This window comes from Pseudomonas mosselii, assembly GCF_005796105.1.
Lineage (GTDB): Bacteria > Pseudomonadota > Gammaproteobacteria > Pseudomonadales > Pseudomonadaceae > Aquipseudomonas > Aquipseudomonas mosselii_C.
On sequence record NZ_VAUO01000001.1, the window covers coordinates 405,136 to 429,391 of the forward strand.

The following is a 24,256-nucleotide window of genomic DNA, read 5'->3' on the forward strand; positions in this document are numbered from 1 at the left end:
TAGCGCGTCGGTTCAAATAATGGGTCGAAAGATGACGTCGAAGATGTACCGAAGCCCTGTGGGACCCTTTTAACATACGGTCGGGCGGCAGAGTTTGTCCAGCGAAGTGTGTAGAAAGCTTGGTATAACTTTAAGTTATGACATGGGTAATTTTAGTGCCGTAGTGGACTTCAAAGTTCCTGCGTACTCTGTAGCGGTAGGCGACTGTGCGGCGGTTGAGGAGCGGTGCGAAGAATATCGCAGACGCACGCAGATCCAGACACCTTACTGGCTATCTACAAGAATAACGTCTCAGTCATTTTGTGCCTGTCGGTAACGGCGCCGCGCAGGGAGGATAATAATGAACAGCAACGAATCGGTCATTAGCCTGATCAAGCAACGAAAGGCTCGCCATGTGTTGCCGCGCGAGCTTTATTTCGACCCGGAGGTATATCGCCAGGATCTTGAACACATCTGGCATACAGACTGGGTCTTCGCTGGACACACCTTCGAAATTCCAAAGACCGGTCAGTATTTTACTTTACAAATCGGCGACTACCCGGTTGCCGTTGTGCGTGGCAAAGACGGTGAAGTTAGAGCCTTCCATAACGCGTGCCGCCACCGTGGTGCCAAGGTCTGCGAGCATGCGAGTGGCAAAGTGGCAAAGCTGGTCTGCCCATATCACAAGTGGACGTTCGAGCTCGACGGCAACCTGATCTACGCAGGCAACATGGGCGCCGACTTCGATCGCTCGAACTACGGTCTGAAGACCGTCCATGTCGAGGTGGTACATACCTATATCTATGTCTGCGTCGCCGCGAAGGCACCTGACTTCTCCAATTTCCGCGCCGCCGTCACCCCGTTCATCGCGCCGCACTTTCTGGAAAACTGCAAGGTCGCCTTCGAGTCGAATCTGGTCGAGAAGGGCAACTGGAAGCTGGTGTTCGAAAACAACCGGGAGTGCTACCACTGCGAAGGCACTCACCCAGAACTTCTCAATTCGTTCGTCGAAAACGTGTCGGTGGCTGGTGTCGGCGGGGATGATGACCCGGAGCTGGTCGCTCACTGGGACCGCTGCGAAGCTGCTGGGATGCCTAGCCGATTGAATATGGATCCCATGGGTCGTTTCCGCATGACACGTATTCCGTTGTCCGCCGGCGCGGTCAGTTACACGATGGACGGGAAGCCAGCGGTGGCGGGACGCCTGGACAAGAGCGGTGAAGCAGATATCGGGGCCCTGCTGTATTTCAATTATCCGTCGACCTGGAACCATTTTCTGGGTGACCACGCACTGAGCTTCCGCGTGCTGCCGATTGGCCCAGGTGAGACGCTGGTCACCACTAAATGGCTGGTGCCGCAGTCCGCTGTCGAGGGTGTGGATTACGACCTTGATCGCTTGACCAAAGTTTGGCTCGCCACCAACGATCAAGATCGTCGATTGGTTGAAGGCACCCATGCCGGCGTGTCTTCGCCTGCATACCAGCCAGGGCCGTTCTCCGAGAACGCCGAAAATGGCGTCTGCCAGTTTGACGATTGGTACTGCGCGACAATGTTGGAGCGTTTAGGCGGGCGCCCTCAATTGAAGTCAGTAGGCTAAACGTATCCACAACGGCGCTTCAAGCGCCGTTTTTATTTGTCGCAGACTTTCAGAGAGCGAAGGCAATAGCCAGCCAAATGCCCATTAAACGCTCAGGTTTGGCAAGACGCGGCCCTGATTGGTGATACCGGGCTCAGTGCAAAATCGGTTGACCGCCGACGCGACCCGCGGTGCTTGCCTTGGACTGGGGTCTGTATGTATAAACAGTGCTCTTTGTCGTGCCTAGCCGTGTCCTGTGATTGCCCATTCTGTCGACGACCCATTCTATTACCTGCACAACTTCCGCCAAGTCCTGGCTTGGGTAGAGCAGCGCTATGCCGACCTGTTGGAGCCTGCCGAGCGGGCGTTCATCCAGACCTTCGGCCTGCTGCCGCTGCCGTCTCAGGCGCTGTTGGTGCGCATGGTGATGCGCAAGGGCGAGTGGTTTCGAAGCGACAAGCTCGTCTATGCCGAGATTGGCGACACCCAGGCCGCCTTGGCCCCTCTGTTGGCGTTGGGTTGGGTCGATGAGGCAGCAGCGCTGACGCTCGAGCAACTGGTCGGCCTGTTGCGCAAGGATGAAGTGGTGCAGTGCTTCGCTACACGGCTGGCGCAGCCTCGGGCGGGCAAGGCCGAACTGCTGGCCCAATTGCAGGCTCACGACATGGCGCCCCGTCCGTTGGCGCAGTGGTACCCCGGTTTCAGCGTGCAAATCCTGCATTGGCGCTTGCAGTCGGTGTGCGACCGGCTGCGCCTGTTGTTCTTTGGCAACCTGTACCAGGACTGGTCCGAATTCGTGCTGGCCGACCTTGGCGTATGGCGCTATGAACAGGTGGCGTTCAGCGACGATTCGCGGGCGCTGCGCTCGCGTGGCGAGGTGGACCTGGCCATGGCCTTGCACCACTGCGCCGAGCGGCTGGAGCAAGGCGAGCGGCCTGCTACGTTACTGGCGCTCTTGCACGGGCTGGCCAGTCCCAACCCATGGCTGGCCCGGCGCCATGCGCGCGTGCTGTTCGCTTTGGGTCAACACTGCGAACGGTTGGGCGACTGGGACCTGGCCTTACAGGCCTATGCGGGGGGCGCCCATCCCGAGGCACGCATCCGTCAGGTACGCGTGTACGAACGCAGCGAGCAGTGGCATGCAGCCCATCGGCTGGCTCAACAGATGGCCACGGCGCCTGCCAATGCCTTGGAACGTCAGGCCCTGGAACGCATGCTGCCGCGTCTGGCACGCAAGCTCGGCGGGCCGCCGCAGCCGCGCAAACGCGTGGCTGCGGTGCAGTCGATCGAGCTGGAACTACCGGCGGAGCTGGCCGTTTTGGGGGTTGAGGAGGCCGTGCGTGTGCACTTGCAGGGGCAGGGCGGGGTGGCCCACTACGTGGAGAACACCCTGTTCAATAGCTTGTTTGGACTCTTGTGCTGGGAGGCGATTTTTGCGCCGTTGCCTGGGGCGTTCTTCCATCCGTTTCAGGCGGGCCCTCAAGACCTGCACGACGCTGATTTTCTGCCGCGTCGGGCGGCGCTGTTCGAGCGCTGCCTGGGGCAACTGGACGACGGCAGCCACCGCCAGGCCATTCGTGATTGCCGTGCCGCCAAGCATGGTCTGCAATCACCGTTCGTGTTTTGGCACATGCTCGAGGACGAATTGCTCGAGCACGCGCTCGCCTGCTTGCCGCCGGCGCACCTAAAGGCGTGTTTCGAGCGTCTGCTACAGGACATTCGCAACAACCGCGCCGGGATGCCTGACTTGATCCAGTTTTGGCCCGACGAAGGCCGCTACCGCATGGTCGAGGTCAAGGGGCCGGGGGATCGACTGCAAGACAACCAATTGCGTTGGCTGGAATTCTGTCAACAACACGGCTTGCCGGTAGCTGTGTGCCATGTGCGTTGGCAGGCGGTGGCATGAGTTACCGCGTGGCGGTGCGCGCGCTCTGCGAGTTTAGCGCCAAGCAGGGCGATCTGGACCTGCGCTTCACGCCCTCGCCCAGTGCCCAGGAGGGGATCGCCGGCCACCGCCGCGTGGTTGCACGGCGAGGCCCCGGCTACGAGGCCGAGGTGGCTTTGGAAGGCGAATACCGGGGACTGCTGGTGCGCGGCCGGGCCGATGGGTACGACCCGGGGCTCAATCGCCTGGAAGAGATCAAGACCCATCGCGGTGACCTGGCGCGTCAGCCCGATAACCATCGACAGCTGCATTGGGCCCAGGCCAAGGTCTATGCCTGGCTGTTGTGCCAGGCCCGCCAATTGCAGCGTATCGACATCGCGCTGGTATATCTGGACGTCGACAGCGATGCCCAGACCGTCATCAGCGAACCTTACGAGGCCGCCGAGTTGCAACGGTTCTTCGAAACCCAGTGTCAGCGCTTCCTGGCCTGGGCCAGCGCTCAGGAGGCACGCTTGGGCGAGCGGGACCTCGGTTTGAAGGCACTGGCGTTTCCGTATCCCGCGTTCCGCCAAGGTCAGCGCCAGTTGGCTGAAACCCTGTATAAGGCCGTCAGCACCGGCCGCTGCCTGATGGCCCAGGCCAGCACTGGCATTGGCAAGACCCTCGGTACGCTGTTCCCGCTGCTCAAGGCCATGGTGCCGCAGCAGTTGGACAAACTCTACTTTCTGACCGCCAAGACTCCGGGGCGCGCGCTGGCCTTGGATGCCCTGCGCCAGATCACCCAGGGCAGTGCGCAGCCAGCCTTGCGTACCTTGGAGCTGATCGCCCGCGACAAGGCTTGCGAGCATCCCGGCAGCGCTTGCCATGGCGATGCCTGCCCGCTGGCCAAGGGCTTCTACGACCGCCTCGGCGCAGCGCGCGAGGCCGCCGCACAGATCGCCGTGCTTGATCGCGCGGCACTGCGCGAGGTGGCCTTGGCGCACCAGGTCTGCCCGTACTACCTCGCACAGGAAATGGCCCGCTGGGTCGATCTGCTGGTGGCTGACTACAACTACTATTTCGACACCTATGCCTTGCTGTTCGGGCTGGCCCAGGCCAACCAGTGGCGCACGGCAGTCCTGGTGGACGAGGCGCACAACTTGGTTGAGCGCGGTCGGCAGATGTACAGCGCGAGCCTCGATCAAGGCCAGTTACAGGCACTGCGCCAGAGCAAGCCTGCCGGCCTAGGCAGCGCGCTGGAGCGCCTCAACCGCCAGTGGAACGCGCTGTACAAGGCGCAAGTGGCGCCTTACCAGGCCAGTGAGCAGTTGCCGCAGGCACTGTTGCGGGCCCTGCAGCAATGCGTGGGGCTGATTCAGGAACGGATGAACCAGGCACCCAACGAGGTGCAGCCCAAGGTGCTGGAGTTCTACTTCCAGGCCTTGCAGTTCAGCCGGGTCGCCGAACTGTTCGACGAGCATTTCGTGTTCGATATCAGTCAGCGCAAGGGTACCAAGGGCCGACGTCTGGCTACCTTGTGCCTGCGCAACATCGTACCGGCGCGCCTGCTGGGGCCAAGGATGGCTGCCGCACGCAGCGTCACGCTGTTTTCCGCCACGCTCAACCCTCGGCACTTCTACAGTGACCTGCTGGGCATGCCGGACGACACCGCCTGGCTGGAAGTGGCCGCACCGTTTCGTGCCGAGCAGTTGCAGGTGCGTATCGTCAGCGAGGTGTCTACCCGCTATCAGCAGCGCCAGGCGTCGCTAGCGCCCATCGTCGAGTTGATCGCTACGCAGTTTCAGGCCCAGCCTGGCAACTACCTGGCGTTTTTCAGCAGCTTCGAGTACCTGGAGCAGGTCGCGCAGTTACTGGCCCAGCGTTATCCGGCGCTACCCCAGTGGCGGCAGTCACCCGGCATGGATGAAGCCAGCCGCGAGGCATTCCTGGCGCGTTTCGTGGCCGATGGGCAGGGCGTCGGCTTCGCCGTGCTCGGTGGTGCGTTTGGTGAGGGGGTGGATTTGCCCGGCACGCGCCTGATCGGCGCCTTTGTCGCGACCCTCGGGCTGCCCCAGGTCAACCCGGTCAACGAACAGTTCAAACAGCGCCTGGGGCGTCAGTTCGGTGCCGGCTTCGACTACGCCTATCTGTACCCTGGCGTGCGCAAGGTGATCCAGGCGGCGGGGCGGGTGATCCGTAGCGACCACGACCGCGGTGTGCTGGTGTTGATCGACGAGCGTTTCGCCGAACCCCGGGTGCGGCAGATGTTCCCAAGCTGGTGGCAATCGGCCTGAACGCGCCCATCGCCTGGCATCGAAACTCCCAGTACACTGCGCGTTCCAACCCCAACATTCGTTGAATTCGAGGTTCTGCATGACGCTCAGTCCTTTGGCAGGCAAGCTGGCTCCGGCCAGTGTGCTGGTCGATATCCCCCGCCTGTTGACGGCCTATTACACCGGCCGCCCCGACGCAGCCGTGGCGTCCCAGCGCGTGGCCTTCGGCACCTCGGGCCACCGTGGCACCTCGTTCGAATTGAGCTTCAACGAATACCACGTGCTGGCCATCACCCAGGCCATCTGTTTGTACCGCCAGGAAAAGGCTATCGATGGCCCGCTGTTCATCGGCGCAGACACCCATGCACTGTCGGCGCCAGCTGCCGCCAGTGCCTTGGAGGTGCTGGCCGCCAATGGCGTGCAGGTGATGCTCAGCCAGGATGACGAATACACCCCGACGCCAGCGGTGTCCCACGCTATCCTCTGTTACAACCGTGGCCGCCAGCAGGGCCTGGCCGACGGAATCGTCATCACCCCGTCGCACAATCCGCCGCAAAGTGGTGGCTTCAAGTACAACCCGCCCAATGGTGGGCCTGCTGACAGCGACGTGACCAAGTGGATCGAGGCCAAGGCTAACGAATTGCTGGCGGCCAATCTGGCCGGCGTCAAGCGTATGGATTACGCCCAGGCACTGCAGGCACCGACCACCCAGCGACATGACTACGTGACCCACTACGTCAACGACCTGGAAAACGTCATCGACTTCGACGTGATCCGCGGCGCCAACCTGCGCCTGGGCGTCGATCCGCTGGGCGGGGCAGGGGTGCGCTACTGGGCGGCCATCGCCGAGCGCTACCAGCTCAACCTGGAGGTGGTGAACACCGAGGTGGACCCGACCTTCCGCTTCATGAGCGTCGATTGGGACGGCCAGATCCGCATGGACCCGTCCTCGCCGTATGCCATGCAGGGCCTGATCGGCCTGCGCGAGCGTTTCGATGTGGCGTTCGCCTGCGACCCGGACCATGACCGTCACGGTATCGTCACCGCCGATGGCCTGTTGCAACCGAACAACTACCTGGCTGTGGCCATTGACTACCTGTACCGTAATCGCCCGCACTGGCGTGGTGACGCTGCGGTGGGCAAGACCGTGGTGTCCAGTGGCCTGATCGATCGTGTGACCGAGGCGTTGGGACGGACGTTGTACGAAGTGCCGGTGGGCTTCAAATTCTTCGCCCAGGGCTTGTTCGAAGGTTCGCTGGGCTTCGGCGGCGAGGAGAGTGCTGGGGCGTCGTTCCTGCGCAAGGACGGCTCGGTCTGGGCCACCGACAAGGACGGCCTGATTCCGGCGTTGCTGGCGGCAGAAATGACCGCTCGCACAGGACGCAACCCGAGCCAGCTCTACGCCGACCTCACCGCCAAGCTGGGCAAGCCATACGCTACCCGTGTCGAAGCCAAGGCCGACCCGCGTCAGAAGGCACTCCTGAGCAAGCTGGCCCCGCAGCAGGTCAAGTCCACCGAGCTTGCCGGTGAACCCATCGTGCAGATTCTCAGCCACGCTCCTGGCAATGGCCAGGCCATCGGCGGCCTCAAGGTCATGACGGCTAACGGCTGGTTCGCCGCGCGACCGTCGGGGACCGAGGACATCTACAAGATCTACGCTGAGAGCTTCATCGACGAAGCGCACCTGGCCCGCCTGGTACAGGAAGCCCAGGTCTTGGTGGATGCGGCGATCGCCTGATCATCAGGGGCGATGCGCGGGGCAAGCGTGTTTCCACAGCGTTGTGGAGCGGGCTTGCCCCGTCGGTCTTGATTGTCCCGTCAGCGGGACGATGTATACCGTTTGATCGACCTACCGCTTCATTATCCTCATCGATAAGCTAATGCCTGTCCAAGAGGAACGCGCTCATGAAAAAAATCCAGGGTATCTACCAGAGCCCGCATACCCATTGGGTAGGTGATGGTTTTCCGGTACGCAGCCTGTTCACCTACGACCATCTGGCACGGCATATCAGCCCGTTCCTGTTGCTCGACTACGCAGGGCCACATGACTTCACCCCCACCACCGCCAGGCGTGGTGTTGGCCAGCATCCGCATCGCGGCTTCGAGACAGTGACCATCGTCTACCAGGGCGAACTCGAACATCGCGATTCCACCGGCGCTGGTGGCTTGATCGGCCCAGGCGACGTGCAGTGGATGACCGCCGCAGACGGTATCATCCACGAAGAGTTCCACTCACCGGCGTTCGCCCGGCAAGGCGGCACCTTGGAAATGGTGCAACTGTGGGTCAACCTGCCGGCCAGGCACAAACGCGCCGCTGCCGGTTACCAGACCCTGCTGGCCGAGGATATTCCACAGCTGGCGCTCGATGCTGGGGCTGGCAGCTTGCGCGTGATCGCCGGGCGTTACCAAGGCTCTGAAGGGCCGGCGCGTACCTTCACGGACATGGACGTATGGGACATGCGCTTGAACGCCGGTGCCGTGCTGCGACTGCCGCTGTTGCCCGGGCGCAATGCGGCGCTAGTGGTGTTGCGTGGTCAACTGCGGGTCAACGCCGAGCGTGACGCCGGCCCCGCCAGCCTGGTGCTGTTCGCGCGCGACGGCGACAACGTGCAGATCGAAGCGCCACAGGACACCAGCGTGTTGTTGCTCAGTGGCGAGCCAATCGATGAGCCGATCGTTGGCTATGGCCCGTTCGTGATGAACAGCCAGGCGCAGATCGCCGAGTCGTTCGACGACTTCCATGCCGGGCGCTTTGGGCAACTGGGCGCCACTGAGCGCTAGGCGCTGGATAGCAGCCTTGATCCGCGACAATGTCGCGAAACCCGTCCACAGCGGCAGCCGAATGGTCCGCTGCCACCATTGGTCGGCCAGCGGCTGCAACTGATCGAACAAACCTCATCGGCGCAGGTTCTTCCACTAAGGTGCTAGAGGAACATGTACCTCTTCAACGCCAGTACCTCGGGCCATGGATCGCCAGCCGAGGTCATACCCATGTACATACAATAACTGGCCATTCAGGGACCAGAGAGGGTCGTACCATGTCGCTGATCGGAGTTTCGATGTTGGAAATGCGGCAACTGATCGAGCACGCCTGCCTGCCGGATCGTTGCGAAGTGAGTTGCCCGGATGGCGAGCACCTGACCATCCGTTTGGGCCAAGGGCATACTTTAGATGGCTGCCTGACTGTGACCGATGTGCCACTCACCAGCCTCAACAGCTGCCGTGACCTGCTGGGCTTGGTGGCGCGGCTCAAGGAGCAGCGTCCAGCCAGCGCGCCGCCACTCAAGGCAATCGCCTGATCCACGTCTGCCCGGCGAGCATGGCTTGCCGGGCAGCGGCGTCAATGCAGTTCCACCAGCAGGTTCAACCCGCCATCCCCGCATTTGCCCTGGTCGCGCACCACGCCATGATAGCGGCGTCCTTCCCAGATGAAGGCGACGCTGTGGGCGCGCTCGACCTTGTGCGGTAAAGGCGGGCAGAGGTGCAGATGCAAGGCCGGGCGCCCTTGCAGGTTGAGCGCTGCCAGTTGCGCCTGGCACTCGACGCTCAGCGCCACCGGGCCGAACAGGGTGTCTCGTACATAATCCAGTTGCAGGCAGGCATTCGGGGCGCGGCAGGGCATTTTCATGGCGAGTGGCAGGCTCCTGGGCAAGATGGCGCACATCAGTGCTTTGAAGCCTGCCGAACGCAAGTGTTCAAATTATTTCAATGGCCTTCGGCAAACCGCCTCAAGCCGTCGCCATCGAGGCGATAGCGCACCCACTCATCCTGCGCTTGGGCACCCAGCGAGCGGTAAAAGCCGATGGCCGGCTCGTTCCAATCCAGCACGCTCCATTCAAGGCGCCCGCAGCCCTTGGCCACGGCTTCCTGGGCGATGTGCCGCAGTAATGTGCGCCCGGCGCCGTCGCCGCGTTGTTGCGGGGTCACGTAGAGGTCTTCCAGGTAGATACCGTTACGGCCGAGCCAGGTGGAGTAACTGTAGAAGTACACGGCAAATCCGATGCTCACTCCGTTACGCTCGCAGATCAGGCTGTGCACGGTGCTGCCTTCATCGAATAGGCTGTGCTCGATTTCGGCGAGGGTCGCCACCACTTCATGACGGGCACGTTCGTATTCAGCCAGTTCGGTGATGAACGTAAGAATTTGCGCGGCGTCGCTGCGTACGGCGCGACGGATGGTGAGGCTCATGGCGGGCATCCTTGATTGACGATGCCAGCATGTTACCTGTGCGCGAGCATTTCTTCAGTGCAGTCGTACCGTATCAGTAGGCTGTACTTGCGCAATTAAACTCAACTGTATCGGTGCCCTCAGTGAGCGCTCCGTTAGTGTGGTTGTACCTTTCGGGAAATAAACGGATCCCCACACCATGCTTGCCTCGTTCGACCTGCTCAGCGCGTTCGTGCTGTTCGCTTTCGTTTCTTCCATCACGCCCGGCCCGAATAACACCATGTTGCTGGCCTCGGGGGTGAACTTTGGCGTACGCCGCAGCGTGCCTCACGCACTGGGGATCAGCATCGGCTTCATGCTCATGGTGCTAGGGGTCGGTTTGGGGTTGGGTGAGCTGTTCAAAGCCTGGCCGGTGCTATACACCGTGTTGCGCTATGGCGGCGCTGCGTATTTGCTGTACCTGGCCTGGAAGATCGCGACTTCCGGGCCCATGAACGCTGACACCGTGAGCAGCCGCGAACCGCTGGGTTTCTGGGGCGCGGCGGCGTTTCAGTGGGTCAATCCCAAGGCCTGGGTCATGGCGGTGGGCGCCATCACTACCTATACGCCGGCTCAAGGTTATGTGGTCAATGTGATCGTCATCGCGGTGGTGTTCGCGCTGGTCAACCTGCCCAGCGTCGGCATCTGGGTGATGTTCGGCAGCGCGTTGCGCAACCTGCTGCGCAACCGGCGCGCGCTGGTGCTGTTCAATGTCGTGATGGCCGTGTTGCTGGTGATTTCACTGTATCCGCTGCTGTTTGTAGAATCGTCGTTTTCCTAGAGCCGACGAGTGCCGTAGATGGAGTTGATTCCCTGGTCCCATGAATGCGCCGAAGGTTTCACCTTGCGCGGTTGGCGCACGCCGCCAAGCGGCCGACCGCTGTTGCACTTCCTGCATGGCAATGGGTTTTGCTGCTTGGCCTACCAGCCCTTGCTGCTGCGTCTGAGCGAGCATTTCGACCTGTGGCTGTGCGATGTGCAAGGCCATGGCGACAGCGATCACGGTGGTGCGTTCGTGGGTTGGAACCGTGCGGCGGCGCAGGCCCTGGAGGCCTTCGCCGCTGGGCGCGGTGAATACGGTGACGTGCCGCTGCTGGCGGTAGGGCACAGCTTTGGCGGGGTGCTCACCGGCCTGATGCTGGCCCGAGAGAAGTCGTTGTTCCAGCGTGCGGTGCTGCTCGACCCTGTGCTGTTCAGCCGCCGGATGCTTGGGGTGATGGGGGTGGCTGCCATGGTTGGCCTGCATCGGCGTCATGCACTGGCGCGCAAGGCCGCGACGCGCCGTAGCCACTGGCCTGACCGCCAGGCGGCGCTGGCGTCGCTGCAAGGGCGGGGTATTTTCAAGGGCTGGAGCGACACGGCCCTGCACGCTTATGTCGAGCACGCCATCGGCGATTGCGGCGAGGCCGTGGTGCTCAAGTGCCGACCCAGCCGCGAAGTGGAGATTTTCAGTTCGTTCCCTGAACGTATGTGGCATCAACTGAGCAGTATCTCGACGCCGACCTGTATCCTGTATGGCGAGCACACCTATCCGTTCGTGCCGCACTCGGTTCAACGTCTGGCTAGTCTGAACGCCCAGGTCAGTAGCCAGCAGGTGGCGGGTGGGCATTGCTTCATGCAGGAGGATCCCGCTGCGGCGGCCGAGCGGGTGGTGGCGTTTCTCCAGGCACCTTAATGAAGATTGTCCATTTCGCGACGATAGTTGGATGATTCGCGAGCGATCGACACGCACGTATTCCTTACGCTGGTGCTCCCCCCCTTGTATGGAGCCCCAGCATGAACCAGGCGGTCAGCCCAGAAACCCAGCAGGACCTCGACCAACACCGTGACCCACGGCGCCGGCGTTTGCTGCGTATGGGGCTGGCCGGTTCGCTGGGGCTACTGCTGAGCGCTTATGGCGGTTACTGGTGGCTGGAGGGGCGCTTTCTCGAACAGACCGACGATGCCTACGTGCGTGCCGACTGGGCGCCGATCAGCGCCCGGGTCAGCGGCTACGTCGCCGAAGTGACGGTGGCCGATAACGCCCAGGTCAAGGCCGGTGACGTACTGGTACGCCTGGATGCGCGGGATTTTCGTGATCGCTTGCGCAAGGCCGAGGCGCAGCTAGCGGTGAGCGAGGCGGCATTGCAGGTGCAACGCCTGCGCCTGCGCACTTTCGCTGCCGAACAGACGGAGCAGGCCCAGGCCATCGCGCGTGCCGACGCCGAACGTGCCGGCAGCCGTGGCGAGGCGCAGCGCGCCGAGGCCGACTGGCAACGCTACCAGCGCCTGGCCGAATGGCAAGCGGCCAGCGTGCAACGCATGGAACAAGCCCGCGCCACACGTATTCAGGCCAACGCCCTGCAGCGCGCTGCTGACGCCGAGCTTGCCCGCCAGCACGCGCACAAGGCGGTGTTGGCCCAACAAGGTCGCCAGCTTGAGGCCGAACTGCTGCAACGCCAGGCTGACCTCGACCAGGCCCAAGCCGAAGCGGACCTGGCGCGTAGCGCCCTGGCCGACACCGAGATCCGTGCGCCCTTCGATGGCGTGGTGGGCCAGCGTAAGGCCCGCCAGCAACAGTACATCACCCCAGGTTTACCGTTGCTGGCGCTGGTGCCGGTCGAACAGGCCTATGTGGTGGCCAATTTCAAGGAGACCCAGCTGGCGCACCTGCGTCCAGGCCAGCCGGTACGCCTTGAAGTGGATACCTTCGGCCAGCACTGGCAGGGCACCGTCGACAGCGTGTCGCCAGGCTCAGGGGCGGTATTCGCGCTGCTGCCGCCGGACAACGCCACGGGCAACTTCACCAAGATCGTCCAGCGTTTCCCGGTACGCATACATCTGCAACCCGAAGTGGACGGCGTGCCGAAGCTATTGCCCGGCATGTCGGTGATCGCCACCGTCGATACCCGGCAGGTGCATGATGGACGCTGAGGAAAAAGTCACCACCCGGGCCTGGGTGGCGGTGATCGGCGGCTTGTTCGGCTGCTTCATGGCCGGGATGAACGTGCACGTCACCAGCGCTGCCCTGCCTGAGATCGAAGGTGCGCTGGGCGCGAGCTTCGAGGAGGGGTCGTGGATTTCCACCGCGTACCTGGTGGCCGAGATCAGCATGATCCCGCTGACCGCTTGGTTGGTGCGGGTGTTCTCGTTGCGGCGGGTGATGCTGGTAGGGTCGGCGGTGTTTCTTACCAGCTCCGTGAGCTGCGCACTGGCACCTGGCCTGCAAGCGATGATCGCCCTGCGGGTGGTGCAAGGCGCTTCGGGGGCGGTGCTGATCCCGCTGTCGATGCAGCTGATCATCACCGAACTGCCTGCCAGCCGCCTGCCGCTGGGGATGGCGCTGTTCAGCCTGTCTAATAGCGTGGCTCAGGCGGCTGGGCCTTCGATAGGGGGTTGGTTGACCGACATGTACTCCTGGCGCTGGATCTTTTTGCTGCAACTACCGCCAGGTTTGGCGTTGCTGGCAGCGGTGGCCTGGTCGATCAAGGGCCAGGCCGGTGACCGCAGTGCCCTGCGTCAGGCCGACTGGCTCGGGATCGGCGCCATGGCGCTGGGGCTTGGGGCGTTGCAGGTGGTGCTGGAGGAGGGCGGACGCAAAGATTGGTTCGACTCGCGCTTTATCGTCGTATTCAGTGTGCTGGCGATATTCGCCCTGGCGCTGTTCATCCAGCGGCAGTTATGGGGGGCACGTCCGTTCATCAACCTGCGGTTGTTGGCCAGCTACAACTTCGGTGTATCGAGCCTGGCGATGGCGGTATTCGGCGCGGCCACCTTCGGCTTGGTGTTTCTGGTGCCCAACTATCTGTCGCTGGTGCAAGGCTACAGCGCCAGCGAGGTCGGCAAGAGCCTGATCGCCTATGGCCTAGTGCAACTGTTGCTGGCGCCCTTGCTGCCCCGGCTGATGCGCTGGCTCAACCCCAAGCTGCTGGTGGCCAGCGGTTTCGCCATCATGGCCCTGGGGTGCTGGCTGGGCTCGCAACTGACGGTGGATGCGGGTAGCAACGTGATCATCCCGTCCACCGTGGTGCGGGGTATCGGTCAGCCGTTGATCATGGTGGCGCTGTCGGTACTGGCGGTGAAGGGGCTGGACAAAGCTCAGGCGGGCTCGGCTTCGGCGTTGATCTCGATGCTGCGCAACCTGGGTGGAGCATTGGGCACGGCGTTGTTGACGCAACTGGTGTCGCTGCGTGAACGCTTTCATTCGGTGCGGGTGGGCGAGGCGCTGACATTGTTCGACGGCGCGTTGCAGCAACGTCTGCCGGGCGGCATGCTCGATCCGCAATCACCGCAGGTGATGCAGAGCCTGGCGCTGATCGATCGCAGTGTGCGCGAGCAGGCTTACCTGATGGCGTACTCCGATGCCTTCTACCTGTCGTGCCTGGCGTTGCTGGGGTGTGCGCTGGCCGCCTTGCTGTTGCGCAGTCGTTAGCGTGTGCCCCTTCACGAACAGCGCTGGCCCTGCGACCATGAGGTTTCATTGCCACCGAAGCCTGTCGATGCCCCGTCCGCCGATCCTTGCACTTGCCGAGAACTACCGCCACGGCGAGCACATTGCCCTGCACTGTCACGACCGTGCCCAGCTCATTCATGCGATCAGTGGCGTGGTCACGGTCAGTGCCCGCGAAGGCAGTTGGGTCGTGCCCCCTGGGCGCGGAGTCTGGGTGCCTGCGGCCAGCGAGCATGAGTTGCGCATGTCCGGGGTGGTGCGCATGCGTACCTTGTTCGTGGACGCCGAGGCACGGTCTGGGTTGCCGCAGCAGTGTCAGGTGATCGAGATCTCGCCACTGTTGCGCGAGCTGATCATCCGGGCCATGGACATCGTGCCGGGGTACCCGCTGGATGGGCCTGAGGCGCGGATCATGGCACTGATCCTGGACGAGATCCGCGTGTTGCCGGTGCTGGCACTGCATGTACCCAGCCCAGGGCCTGGGCCTTTGCAGGCATTGTGCGAGGCCGCGCGCGCGGCGCCGGCCGATGACTGGAGCTTGGCGCGGGCGGCGCGCTTGAGCGGCCTCAACGCGCGAACCCTGACCCGGGCTTTTCAGCGCGAGACAGGCTTGAGCCTGGTGCAGTGGGTACGGCGCATGCGTTTGCTGGCGGGGCTGGATGCCCTGGCGGCGGGCGCATCGGTGCTGGAAGTGGCGCTGGACCTGGGCTATGACAGCCCGAGTGCGTTCAGCGCGATGTTCCGGCGCACCCTCGGGGTTTCGCCCTCGGTGTATGTCGGGCGGGGCACGCCGCGCTGGTGAGCTTACGCCAGCGCCATCGGATGCAGGGCCCTGAAGTGTTGCGCCTCCTCCACCAGCCAGTCATGCACCGCTCGTGCCCCCGGCTGGCTAAGCCCGCCAGGCCGATACAACAGCACATAGCGCTTGTGGTTGGCGATCGGCACGCCGAACGGCACGATCAGCGCGCCACGCTCCAACTCGTCGTTGAGTAGCGTGCGCCGGGCGATGGCCACGCCGATGCCGGCGATCGCCGCCTCGATGGTGAGGTGGTTGCGGTTGAAGGTATGCCCGCGGCGCACCGGCATGCCGCCAGCCCCGATCCCCGCCAGGTAGAATTCCCACTCGGCGTACTCCGAGCTGCCGCGCCAGGCTGTGATGTCGTGCAGCAGCGGATAGTGCGCCAGGTCGGCCGGGCCGTGCAGCGGCGGGCGACCGCGCAGCAGGGCTGGGGAGCACACCGGAAAGATCTGCTCGTCCAGCAGTGGCGTGGACAGCATGCCGGGATAGCTGCCGTCGTTCAGGTCGATGGCCAGGTCGAAGTCGTCCGGGTGCAGGGCTTGGTTGCTGTCCTCGGCCACCAGGCGCAGCTCGATGTCGGGATAGCGCTGCTGGAAGCGTGGCAGGCGTGGTGTCAGCCATTTGGCCAGGAACGACGGGATCGAGCGCAGCCGCAGCGTGCCGCGGATTTCGCCAGCGTCCAGGCGTAACAACTCGGCCTCGATGCTGCCGTAGGCTTCTGCCACCGTCTGCGCCAGGCGCTGGCCCTCGGCCGACAGTTCCACGCCTCGGGCGCGGCGCAGGAACAAGCGATAGCCCAGGCGTTCTTCGAGCTGGCGCATTTGTTGGCTGACCGCACCTGGGGTGATGTGCAGCTCTTCTGCACAGCGGGTGAACGACAGGTGCCGCGCCGCGCAGGAAAATACGTGCAGCCAGACATACACCTGACCATTGAGTTGCCCTTTCATCGTTTAGTCCTGCTAAAGCCTTTTGTAGAAAGTTTCGTTGGTCATCGACCGGGCAGGCCGTCAGTATCGCTCAATATCGCAATACCGCTCAAATTCCTCACAGCGCCGTGGATCGTTTCTATCGACAAGCCCGGCAAGGCATTAGTATGGCTATCAGTGTTTTCGACCTCTTCAAGATTGGCATCGGCCCGTCCAGCTCCCACACCGTCGGCCCCATGCGCGCCGCAGCGACCTTCGCTGGCGTCTTGCGTGAGCGCGGGCTGCTGAATCGTGTGACACGGGTCGAGGTGCGCCTGTATGGCTCGCTGTCGGCCACCGGCGTCGGCCATGCCACCGACCGGGCCTGCTTGCTCGGCCTGATGGGGCAATGGCCGGACCGTATCGATCCGCAGAGCATCGAATCGCGTATCGACCAACTGATGCAGGAGCACTGTTTGATCCTCGACGGCAGCCACCCGGTAGACTTCCAATATGCGCGCGACATGCGTCTGTTGGACGAAGACCTGGCTTACCATCCCAATGCGATGACTCTGGAGAGCTTCGACAGCCAAGGCAGCCAGTTCAGCCAGACCTACTACTCCATCGGTGGTGGCTTTATCGTCGAGCAGGCAGAGCTGGATGCGCCTGCGGCCGACGCTGGCGAAGTCAAGTTGCCCTACGCGTTCTCCAGCGGCGCCGAGTTGTTGGCCCTGTGCAAGCAACATGGGTTGAGCGTGAGCCAGCTGATGATGGCCAACGAATGTGCCTGGCGCACAGAGGCCGATGTTCGTGCAGGGTTGCTGAAGATCTGGACGGCGATGGGCGAGTGCGTGGCCAACGGTCTACGCAATGAGGGGGTGCTGCCCGGCGGCTTGCAGGTAAAGCGTCGCGCCGCCAAGCTGCACCGCAGCCTGCAAGAATTGGGCAAACCGAATGTGATCGGCTCGACCCTGAGCGCGATGGAATGGGTCAACCTGTTCGCCCTGGCGGTCAACGAGGAGAACGCCGCTGGCGGGCGCATGGTCACCGCGCCCACCAATGGCGCAGCGGGCATCATTCCAGCTGTGCTGCATTACTACATGAAATTTAACCCTACCGCCTGCGACGACGACGTGGTGGCGTTCCTGCTGGCCGCAGCTGCCGTGGGCATCCTGTGCAAGACGAACGCGTCGATCTCCGGCGCTGAAGTGGGGTGCCAGGGTGAGGTCGGGTCGGCCTGTGCCATGGCCGCTGCCGGCTTGGCCGAAGTGCTTGGTGCGACCCCACCGCAGCTTGAGAACGCGGCCGAAATCGCCCTCGAGCACAACCTCGGGCTGACCTGCGATCCAGTGGGTGGGTTGGTCCAGGTGCCTTGCATCGAGCGCAACGCCATCGCCGCCGTAAAGGCGATCAATGCCGTACAGATGGCCCTGCGTGGCGACGGTGAACACTTCATCTCCCTGGACCGGGTGATTCGCACCCTGCGCGACACAGGCGCTGACATGCACGCGAACTACAAGGAAACCTCGCGCGGTGGCCTGGCCGTGGCGTTCGTCGAGTGCTGATGCGTGGCCTGAAGCGTCCACGATGTCCACGCCATTTCCCTGAGCGAATGGCGTGAGCGTGTGCGCCATCCCTGTTATACGGTGCAGCCTGCCTGGCAGCCCGGCGAGGAAAGCAGAGCTGCCAAGCAGCGATGGCATTTTCACATTGTTGCCGACGAGTGGTCAGATCAGGGGCGGATGGCCACTGCGATGGTCTTGCGCCAGTGCAGTGGCGCTCGCGTCGTTCAGCCGAGCGCCTCACGTAGGCGGTACCACAGCATGCCTAGGGCTAGCAGGGGCGAGCGCAGGGCTTTGCCGCCGGGAAAGGTCAGGTGCGGCACGGCGCTGAAGACATCCAGCCCCTGGCTGTGGCCGGTGGCGATGGCTTCGGCCAGCAGTTTGGCGGTCCAGTGCGTCACGTTAAGGCCGTGCCCCGAATAGCCCTGGGCGTAGTACACGTTAGGGTGCTGGCGCAGGCGGCCGACTTGCGGGAAACGGTTGGCGGTGATGCCGATCATCCCCCCCCACTGATAATCCAGGCGTACGTCGGCCAGTTGCGGGAAGACCTTGAGCACCTTTGGCCGCATGTACGCACCGATATCCTTCGGGTCGCGCCCCGAATAGTGGCAGGCGCCGCCGAACAGCAAGCGCCGGTCGGCAGTCAGGCGGTAATAATCCAGCCCGACCTTCTGATCGCACAGCGCCATGTTCTGCGGGATCAACGTCTGGGCCACGTGCTCGGGCAACGGCTCGGTGGCCATCACGTAACTGCCGGCAGGCAGCACCTTGCCGCTCAGGCGCGGCTCTAGCTCATCGAGGTGGGCGTTGCAGCCCAGCACCAGGCTTTGGGCGTGTACCTTGCCGCGTGCGGTGTGCACGGTCACCCGGCTACCGTGCTCGATGCGCAGCACCGGGCTTTGCTCGAACAGGCGCACGCCCAGGCCCTGTGCGGCGCGCGCCTCGCCCTGGACCAGATCGAGCGGATGCAGGTGGCCTGAGCCCATGTCCACCAGGCCGCCGGCGTACTGGTCGCTGGCAACGATTTCGTGGATACGCTCGGGGCCTACCAACCGAGTTTCATGGCGATAGCCCAGTTCGGCAAGGTTGCGCTGCTCGTCGCTGAAGGCGGCGAACTGGGCCGGGGTGTTGGCCAGCTCGCAGAAACCCCAGCGCAGGTCGCAGTCGATGCCGTATTGCTCGATACGCCGGGCGACCAACGCCACCGACTCGATGCCGGCTTGTTGCAGGTAGCGTACGCCGTCCTGGCCAACGTGACGGGCAAAGCCTGACACCTCATGGCCAATGCCGCGGATCAATTGCCCGCCGTTGCGCCCGCTGGCGCCCCAGCCGATGCGCCGGGCTTCCAGCAGCACCACCGACAGCCCGTGCTCGGCCAGCTCCAGGGCCGCGTTGACCCCGGTAAGGCCACCGCCGATCACACACACGTCGGCGTGCAGTTGCTGGTCGAGCGCAGGGTAGGTGGCTGCCTGGCGGGCTGTTGCGGCGTAGTAGGAGGCCGCGTGTTCGTTCATGTGAGGCATGGCAGTGCTCGGCTCAGCGGTTGGACTTGATCTTGCTCCAGGAGCGCGTCATCAGGCGCAGTGTCCCTGGACTTTGCATCGTCGAGACGTACAGCTTGTCCAGCACGTCCTGAGGAGGATAGATCGCGGGGTTTTCGACCAGTGCCGGCTCCATGTAGGCCTTGGCATCGGGGTTGGCGTTGGCGTAACCGACCGTGGCACTGACCTTGGCGATGACCTTGGGGTCGAGCAGGTAGTTGATGAACGCCAGTGCCTGCTCGGGGTTCTTGGCGTCCTTGGGGATCGCCAGCAGGTCGAACCACAGGTTGCTGCCTTCCTTGGGAATACTGTAGGCAACTTTGACCCCGTTGCCGGCCTCTTCGGCGCGGTGTGCGGCCTGGAGCACATCGCCCGAATAGCCGAAGGCCACGCAGACATCACCGTTGGCCAGGTCCGATACGTACTTGGAGGAATGGAAGTAGGTGATGTAAGGGCGCAGCGCCAGCAAGCGTGCTTCGGCCTTGGCGTAGTCGGCAGGCTTCTCGCTGCGCGGGTCCATGCCCATGTAGTTGAGTACGGCGGGGAATAGCTCGTCGGGAGAATCCATGAAGGCCACGCCGCATTGCTTGAGTTTCTTCAGGTTTTCAGGCTCGAACAGCACCGCCCAGGAATCGATCTTGTCGATACCCAGCGCCGCTTTTACCTTCTCGACGTTGTAGCCGATGCCATTGGTGCCCCACAGGTACGGCACGGCGTACTGGTTGCCAGGGTCGTTCTGCTCCAGTTGCTTGAGCAGTTTAGGGTCCAGGTGCTGCCAATTGGGCAGCTTGCTGCGGTCCAGCGGCAAGAATGCGCCGGCCTTGGCCTGGCGCGCCAAAAAGTGGTTCGAGGGCACCACCACGTCATAACCGGTGCGCCCGGCCAGCAGCTTGCCTTCCAGGGTTTCGTTGGAGTCGAACACGTCGTAGACCACCTTGATGCCAGTGCTGGCCTGGAAATCCGCCAGGGTGGTGTCACCGATGTAGTCAGTCCAGTTGTACACACTGACCATTGGCTCGGCCTGGGCGGCAGTGCCGAACAGCAGGGCGAAGGTTGCAGGGATCAGGGCTTGCATATGACGCATGTCGACACCTCGATTGGTCTTTTTCTTAGGGCGTGGCACTGATGGGGCGGTCTTCGAGGCAAGCCCGCCCCGTTGGGGAGGGGCTTGCCCGGTGATCGGGGGTTACACGCTCAGCAACAAAAATTCGCGCTCCCACGAGCTGATCACGCGCTTGAAATTCTCGTGCTCGGCGCGCTTGACCGCGACGTAACCCTGCACGAACGAGTGGCCCAGGTACTGGCGCACCACCTCGCAATCTTCCATGTGCTGCAAGGCATCCTCGATGGTGATCGGCAGGCGCAGGTTGCGCCGCTCGTAAGCGCGGCCCTGTACCGGGGCGCTGGGTTCGATGCGTTCGACCATGCCGATGTAGCCGCACAGCAGGCTGGCGGCGATGGCCAGGTAGGGATTGGCGTCGGCGCCCGGCAGACGGTTCTCAACGCGCATCGCCTCAGGGCTCGAGGTCGGCACGCGCAGACCAGCGGTGCGGTTTTCCTCACCCCATTCCACGTTTACTGGCGCCGACGTGTCGGGCAGGAAGCGGCGGAACGAGTTGACGTTAGGGGCGAACATCGGCAGCAGCTTGGGAATGAACGTCTGTAGCCCGCCGATATGGTGCAGGAACAGCTCGCTCATGCTGCCGTCGTCGTTGGCGAAGATCGGCTTGCCGCTGGCGATGTCCACCACGCTCTGGTGCAAGTGCATGGCGCTGCCGGGTTCGTCGGTGATCGGCTTGGCCATGAATGTGGCGGTGACGTTGTGCTTGAGCGCCGCCTCGCGCATTGTGCGCTTGAACACGGTGATCTGGTCGGCCAGGTCCAGCGCGTCGCCATGCCGGAAGTTGATCTCCATCTGGGCTGGGCCGTCTTCGTGGATCAGCGTGTCCAGGTCCAGGCCCTGCATCTCGCACCAGTCGTAGACATCCTCGAACAAGGGGTCGAATTCGTTGGCCGCATCGATGGAAAACGACTGGCGACCGCTTTCGGCGCGGCCCGAACGGCCCAGCGGCACTTGCAACGGCAGGTCCGGGTCTTCGCAGCGCTGGGTCAGGTAGAACTCCATCTCCGGGGCGACGATTGGCTGCCAGCCTTTGTCGGCATACAGCTTGAGCACCTTCTTGAGCACGTTGCGCGGCGACAGCTCGATGTGGTTGCCCTGCTTGTCGAACGTATCGTGGATGACGATGGCGGTCGGTTCGATTGCCCAGGGGATCTGGTACACCGCCGTCGGGTCGGGGCGGCAGATCATGTCGATGTCCGCAGCGTCGAGCAGGCTGTAGTAGATGTCATCGTCGACGTAGTCGCCGGTGACCGTCTGCAACAGCACGCTTTCAGGCAGGCGCATGCCGCGCTCGTGGAGGAATTTGGCGGTCGGGGCGATCTTGCCACGGGCGATGCCGGTCAGGTCACTGATCACGCATTCGACTTCGGTGATCCGGTGTTCTTTCAGCCAGGCGGACAGCTGATCGAAGGGGGCGCTCATACAAACCTCTTGGTTGGGTAGTTGTGGTGGGTGTGGCCAGGAGGCTTCCCACGGGTGACGCTGAGGACTATCTTGGGCGCAGGCCCTCGGGGTGATCTATCCACTTTCTTCGTCGATCAATGCACCAAAAGAGTGCAATAGGACAACGCGTGACAACGCCCAACGCCTTGCAGGTCCGCGACTTGCGTACTACCGATGTCACCGAACAGATCCGCGCCACGCCCGGCTGGCAGCAGCAGTACCGGCAGATGTCCCCCGGGCATTTCAACGGACAGCTGCGTTGGCTGGGGCTGGACGGCGTGCAGGTCTACGAGGAGCGTCTGAATACCCGGGTCGAGCAGTTCTTCCGTGCCCCTAGCGGAGCCTTGGCGTTCTGTTTCGACCGCAGCGAAAACAGCCTCTACCTGCTCAACGAGGACAGTCGCAACATCTGGATCACCCCGGAGAACTATCAGGAGGTGGCGGTGGTGTTCGACCAGCCGTTCCTGGCCAGCCATGGCCTGGACATCGAGCGTTTGCGCGGGTTGTTCATGGTGCCGTTGACCTGTCAGCAGACCGCGCTGTTCGGCAATTGGCTAAGTGCGACGCTGACCCGGGTGGGGCAGGCTGAGTGTGAGCTGGCAGGCGCAGCGCTGAGTGAGCAATTGTTCGAAGACTGCCTGTTCATCCTCGATAACGCTGGCCAAGGCCTGCAAGGCGAGGCACGCGAGCGGCGCGACGAGGGGCGGGCGATCATGCGACGGATCAGCGAGTGGGCCGCCGATTGCCCCGACGAAACCCTCAACCTGGTGGAACTGGCCAAGCTCGCCGGGGTGTCCGTGCGTCGCCTGCAACAGGCCTTCAAGGGGTTCACGCAGATGCCGCCCGCGCACTGGCTGCGGCTGCGTCGGCTCAATGGCGCGCGGCGCGACCTGCTGCAGGGGGCAGGCGAAGTGACCGTGGCCGAGGTAGCCATGCGCTGGTCGTTCTGGCACCTGGGGCGGTTTTCGGAGAGTTATCGGCAGTTGTTCAGGGAGTTGCCGAGCGAGACGCTCAAGCGCAGTCGCGGGGTATCCGGCTAGCGCCGCGCAACACCTGGATTCGGCGTTGCACGGCGCTAGCTGGGTGCGAATCAGTTGCGATCGAGCCAGACGGTCTGGGCGTTGGTGAACTCACGTACACCGAAGTGCGACAGCTCGCGCCCGAAACCGCTTTTCTTCACGCCGCCGAAGGCTACGCGGGGGTCGGAGGCGCAGTAACCGTTGATGAACACGCCACCGGTGTCCAGTGCCTGGGTCATGCGCTCGGCCAGGGCGTAGTCAGCGGTGTAGATGGTCGCGGCCAGGCCGAATTCGCTGTCGTTGGCCAGCTCCACGGCATGTTCGGCGTCGCGGGCGCTGATGATCGCCGCCACCGGGCCGAACAGCTCTTGTTTGAACGCGGTCATGTCCGAGGTGACGTTGGCGAACACGGTGGGTGCGTAGAAGTTGGCTGCGCCTTCGATTTTGTTACCCCCCAGCAGCAGGGTGGCGCCTTCGGCCAGCGTCGCCTGGACCTGACCGTCAAGCTCATCGCGCAGGTCGAAACGCGCCATTGGGCCGATGTAGGTGGCTGCATCCAACGGGTTGCCGACGGTCAGTGCACGGGTAGCCTCGACGAACTTGTCGGTGAACGCTTCGACGATGCTTTCCTCGACGATCAGGCGCTTGGCCGCGGCGCAGACCTGGCCGGTGTTCTGGTAGCGGCCGATCACGGCGGCTTTGACGGCAGCATCGAGGTCGGCATCGGCCAGCACGATGAAAGGATCCGAACCGCCCAGTTCCAGTACGCATTTTTTCAGCGCGGCGCCGGCTTGAGCGCCAATCGCCATGCCTGCACGCACGCTGCCGGTCAGGGTCACGGCAGCGATGCGGGAGTCGTTGATGGCTCGAGTGACGCCTTCAGGGGTGACGTTGATGACCTCGAACACGCCCTCAGGCAGCCCCGCGCGCTTGAACAGGTCGGCCAATAGGTAGGCGCTGCCCATCACGTTAGGGGCGTGCTTGAGGACATAGGTGTTGCCGGCCAGCAGCGCCGGCACCGCGCCGCGCAGTACCTGCCAGAGCGGGAAGTTCCACGGCATCACCGCCAGGATCGGGCCCAGGGGACGGTATTCGATACGGGCTTTTTCGACCTGGGTCGGTTCCGGGGCGAGCATGGCCGGGCCGTGTTCGGCGTACCACTGACACAGGCCGATGCACTTGCTCACTTCGCCACGGGCCTGGCTGATCGGCTTGCCGATTTCGCGGGCAATCATCTGCGCGAAGGCTTCGCTATCGGCTTGCAGCGCGTCGGCCAAGGCCACCAGGTATTCGCTGCGCTGACCCAGCGACACCTTGCGCCATTGGTTGTAGCCAACCTTGGCGCGTTGCAGCGCCGCTTCCAGTGCGGCGTCGGTGTCGTAGGGATATTGGCCGATCTGCTCGCCGGTATACGGGTCGACGGAGATGGCGTGGGTCAGGCTGCTGATCTGGCTCATGGCGATCGCTCTTTTGTTATGAATCGGTAGGCTCAGACTAGAGGGTGCGCGCTTTAATGAAAACTGAATAATAATGAGTA

General features: G+C 63.2%; 20 protein-coding genes. 13 read left to right on the forward strand and 7 right to left on the reverse strand.

What is annotated here, in order from left to right; all coding sequences use genetic code 11:
- Nucleotides 1-340 precede the first annotated feature (340 nt).
- The 6 genes from FEM01_RS01905 to FEM01_RS01930 all read left to right on the forward strand — a co-directional run bounded on the left by FEM01_RS01905 (nucleotide 341) and on the right by FEM01_RS01930 (nucleotide 8,991).
- A complete protein-coding gene (locus FEM01_RS01905) occupies nucleotides 341-1,576 on the forward strand; it encodes an aromatic ring-hydroxylating oxygenase subunit alpha (RefSeq protein ID WP_138217591.1) in 1,236 nt (411 codons plus the stop codon).
- 235 nt (nucleotides 1,577-1,811) lie between these two features.
- Nucleotides 1,812-3,461 (forward strand): VRR-NUC domain-containing protein, encoded by a 1,650-nt coding sequence (locus FEM01_RS01910; RefSeq protein ID WP_138217592.1) that lies wholly within the window; start codon nucleotides 1,812-1,814, stop codon nucleotides 3,459-3,461.
- Entirely contained in the window at nucleotides 3,458-5,713 is a 2,256-nt protein-coding gene (locus FEM01_RS01915; RefSeq protein WP_138217593.1) for an ATP-dependent DNA helicase, read from the forward strand. Before FEM01_RS01910 ends, FEM01_RS01915 begins: the two co-directional genes overlap by 4 nt.
- Before the next feature lie 79 nt (nucleotides 5,714-5,792).
- The gene (pgm, locus tag FEM01_RS01920) at nucleotides 5,793-7,430 is read left to right on the forward strand and encodes a phosphoglucomutase (alpha-D-glucose-1,6-bisphosphate-dependent) (RefSeq protein WP_138217594.1); all 1,638 of its coding nucleotides are present in this window, start codon (nucleotides 5,793-5,795) and stop codon (nucleotides 7,428-7,430) included.
- Nucleotides 7,431-7,597: 167 nt separating this feature from the next.
- Nucleotides 7,598-8,473, forward strand: a complete 876-nt coding sequence (locus tag FEM01_RS01925; protein ID WP_138217595.1) for a pirin family protein — start codon at nucleotides 7,598-7,600, stop codon at nucleotides 8,471-8,473.
- A 257-nt stretch (nucleotides 8,474-8,730) separates the two neighbouring features.
- The gene (locus FEM01_RS01930) at nucleotides 8,731-8,991 is read left to right on the forward strand and encodes a DUF1652 domain-containing protein (RefSeq protein ID WP_138217596.1); all 261 of its coding nucleotides are present in this window, start codon (nucleotides 8,731-8,733) and stop codon (nucleotides 8,989-8,991) included.
- Nucleotides 8,992-9,032: 41 nt separating this feature from the next.
- On the opposite strand, the gene FEM01_RS01935 is transcribed toward FEM01_RS01930, so the two are convergent.
- Both FEM01_RS01935 and FEM01_RS01940 read right to left on the reverse strand, forming a co-directional pair.
- Complete coding sequence (locus FEM01_RS01935; protein WP_138217597.1) at nucleotides 9,033-9,320, reverse strand: hypothetical protein; 288 nt, start codon at nucleotides 9,318-9,320, stop codon at nucleotides 9,033-9,035.
- 77 nt (nucleotides 9,321-9,397) lie between these two features.
- On the reverse strand, nucleotides 9,398-9,880 hold the full coding sequence (locus FEM01_RS01940; RefSeq protein WP_138217598.1) for a GNAT family N-acetyltransferase: 483 nt from the start codon (nucleotides 9,878-9,880) through the stop codon (nucleotides 9,398-9,400).
- A 178-nt stretch (nucleotides 9,881-10,058) separates the two neighbouring features.
- On the opposite strand from FEM01_RS01940, the gene FEM01_RS01945 reads away from it, so the two are divergent.
- The 5 genes from FEM01_RS01945 to FEM01_RS01965 all read left to right on the forward strand — a co-directional run bounded on the left by FEM01_RS01945 (nucleotide 10,059) and on the right by FEM01_RS01965 (nucleotide 15,129).
- Entirely contained in the window at nucleotides 10,059-10,679 is a 621-nt protein-coding gene (locus tag FEM01_RS01945; RefSeq protein ID WP_138217599.1) for a LysE family translocator, read from the forward strand.
- 18 nt (nucleotides 10,680-10,697) lie between these two features.
- Nucleotides 10,698-11,573, forward strand: a complete 876-nt coding sequence (locus FEM01_RS01950) for an alpha/beta fold hydrolase (RefSeq protein ID WP_138217600.1) — start codon at nucleotides 10,698-10,700, stop codon at nucleotides 11,571-11,573.
- A gap of 101 nt (nucleotides 11,574-11,674) precedes the next feature.
- A complete protein-coding gene (locus FEM01_RS01955; RefSeq protein WP_138217601.1) occupies nucleotides 11,675-12,811 on the forward strand; it encodes an HlyD family secretion protein in 1,137 nt (378 codons plus the stop codon).
- Nucleotides 12,801-14,309 (forward strand): MDR family MFS transporter, encoded by a 1,509-nt coding sequence (locus FEM01_RS01960; protein ID WP_138218155.1) that lies wholly within the window; start codon nucleotides 12,801-12,803, stop codon nucleotides 14,307-14,309. Before FEM01_RS01955 ends, FEM01_RS01960 begins: the two co-directional genes overlap by 11 nt.
- A 67-nt stretch (nucleotides 14,310-14,376) precedes the next feature.
- Nucleotides 14,377-15,129, forward strand: a complete 753-nt coding sequence (locus tag FEM01_RS01965) for an AraC family transcriptional regulator (protein ID WP_138217602.1) — start codon at nucleotides 14,377-14,379, stop codon at nucleotides 15,127-15,129.
- Between the two features lie 2 nt (nucleotides 15,130-15,131).
- On the opposite strand, the gene FEM01_RS01970 is transcribed toward FEM01_RS01965, so the two are convergent.
- On the reverse strand, nucleotides 15,132-16,073 hold the full coding sequence (locus FEM01_RS01970; RefSeq protein ID WP_138217603.1) for a LysR substrate-binding domain-containing protein: 942 nt from the start codon (nucleotides 16,071-16,073) through the stop codon (nucleotides 15,132-15,134).
- 146 nt (nucleotides 16,074-16,219) lie between these two features.
- On the opposite strand from FEM01_RS01970, the gene FEM01_RS01975 reads away from it, so the two are divergent.
- Entirely contained in the window at nucleotides 16,220-17,596 is a 1,377-nt protein-coding gene (locus FEM01_RS01975; RefSeq protein WP_138217604.1) for an L-serine ammonia-lyase, read from the forward strand.
- A gap of 224 nt (nucleotides 17,597-17,820) precedes the next feature.
- Here FEM01_RS01975 and FEM01_RS01980 read toward each other — a convergent pair whose 3' ends face one another.
- The 3 genes from FEM01_RS01980 to FEM01_RS01990 form a co-directional block, all read right to left on the reverse strand.
- On the reverse strand, nucleotides 17,821-19,116 hold the full coding sequence (locus FEM01_RS01980; RefSeq protein ID WP_138217605.1) for an NAD(P)/FAD-dependent oxidoreductase: 1,296 nt from the start codon (nucleotides 19,114-19,116) through the stop codon (nucleotides 17,821-17,823).
- Between the two features lie 13 nt (nucleotides 19,117-19,129).
- Nucleotides 19,130-20,218: a polyamine ABC transporter substrate-binding protein gene (locus FEM01_RS01985; RefSeq protein ID WP_138217606.1), complete on the reverse strand. Its 1,089-nt coding sequence runs from the start codon at nucleotides 20,216-20,218 to the stop codon at nucleotides 19,130-19,132.
- Between the two features lie 102 nt (nucleotides 20,219-20,320).
- A complete protein-coding gene (locus FEM01_RS01990) occupies nucleotides 20,321-21,679 on the reverse strand; it encodes a glutamine synthetase family protein (RefSeq protein ID WP_138217607.1) in 1,359 nt (452 codons plus the stop codon).
- Between the two features lie 149 nt (nucleotides 21,680-21,828).
- Between FEM01_RS01990 and FEM01_RS01995 the strand changes: the two genes are divergently transcribed.
- Nucleotides 21,829-22,740 (forward strand): helix-turn-helix domain-containing protein, encoded by a 912-nt coding sequence (locus tag FEM01_RS01995; protein ID WP_138217608.1) that lies wholly within the window; start codon nucleotides 21,829-21,831, stop codon nucleotides 22,738-22,740.
- A gap of 50 nt (nucleotides 22,741-22,790) precedes the next feature.
- Here FEM01_RS01995 and FEM01_RS02000 read toward each other — a convergent pair whose 3' ends face one another.
- A complete protein-coding gene (locus FEM01_RS02000) occupies nucleotides 22,791-24,176 on the reverse strand; it encodes an aldehyde dehydrogenase family protein (RefSeq protein WP_138217609.1) in 1,386 nt (461 codons plus the stop codon).
- Nucleotides 24,177-24,256 lie beyond the last annotated feature (80 nt).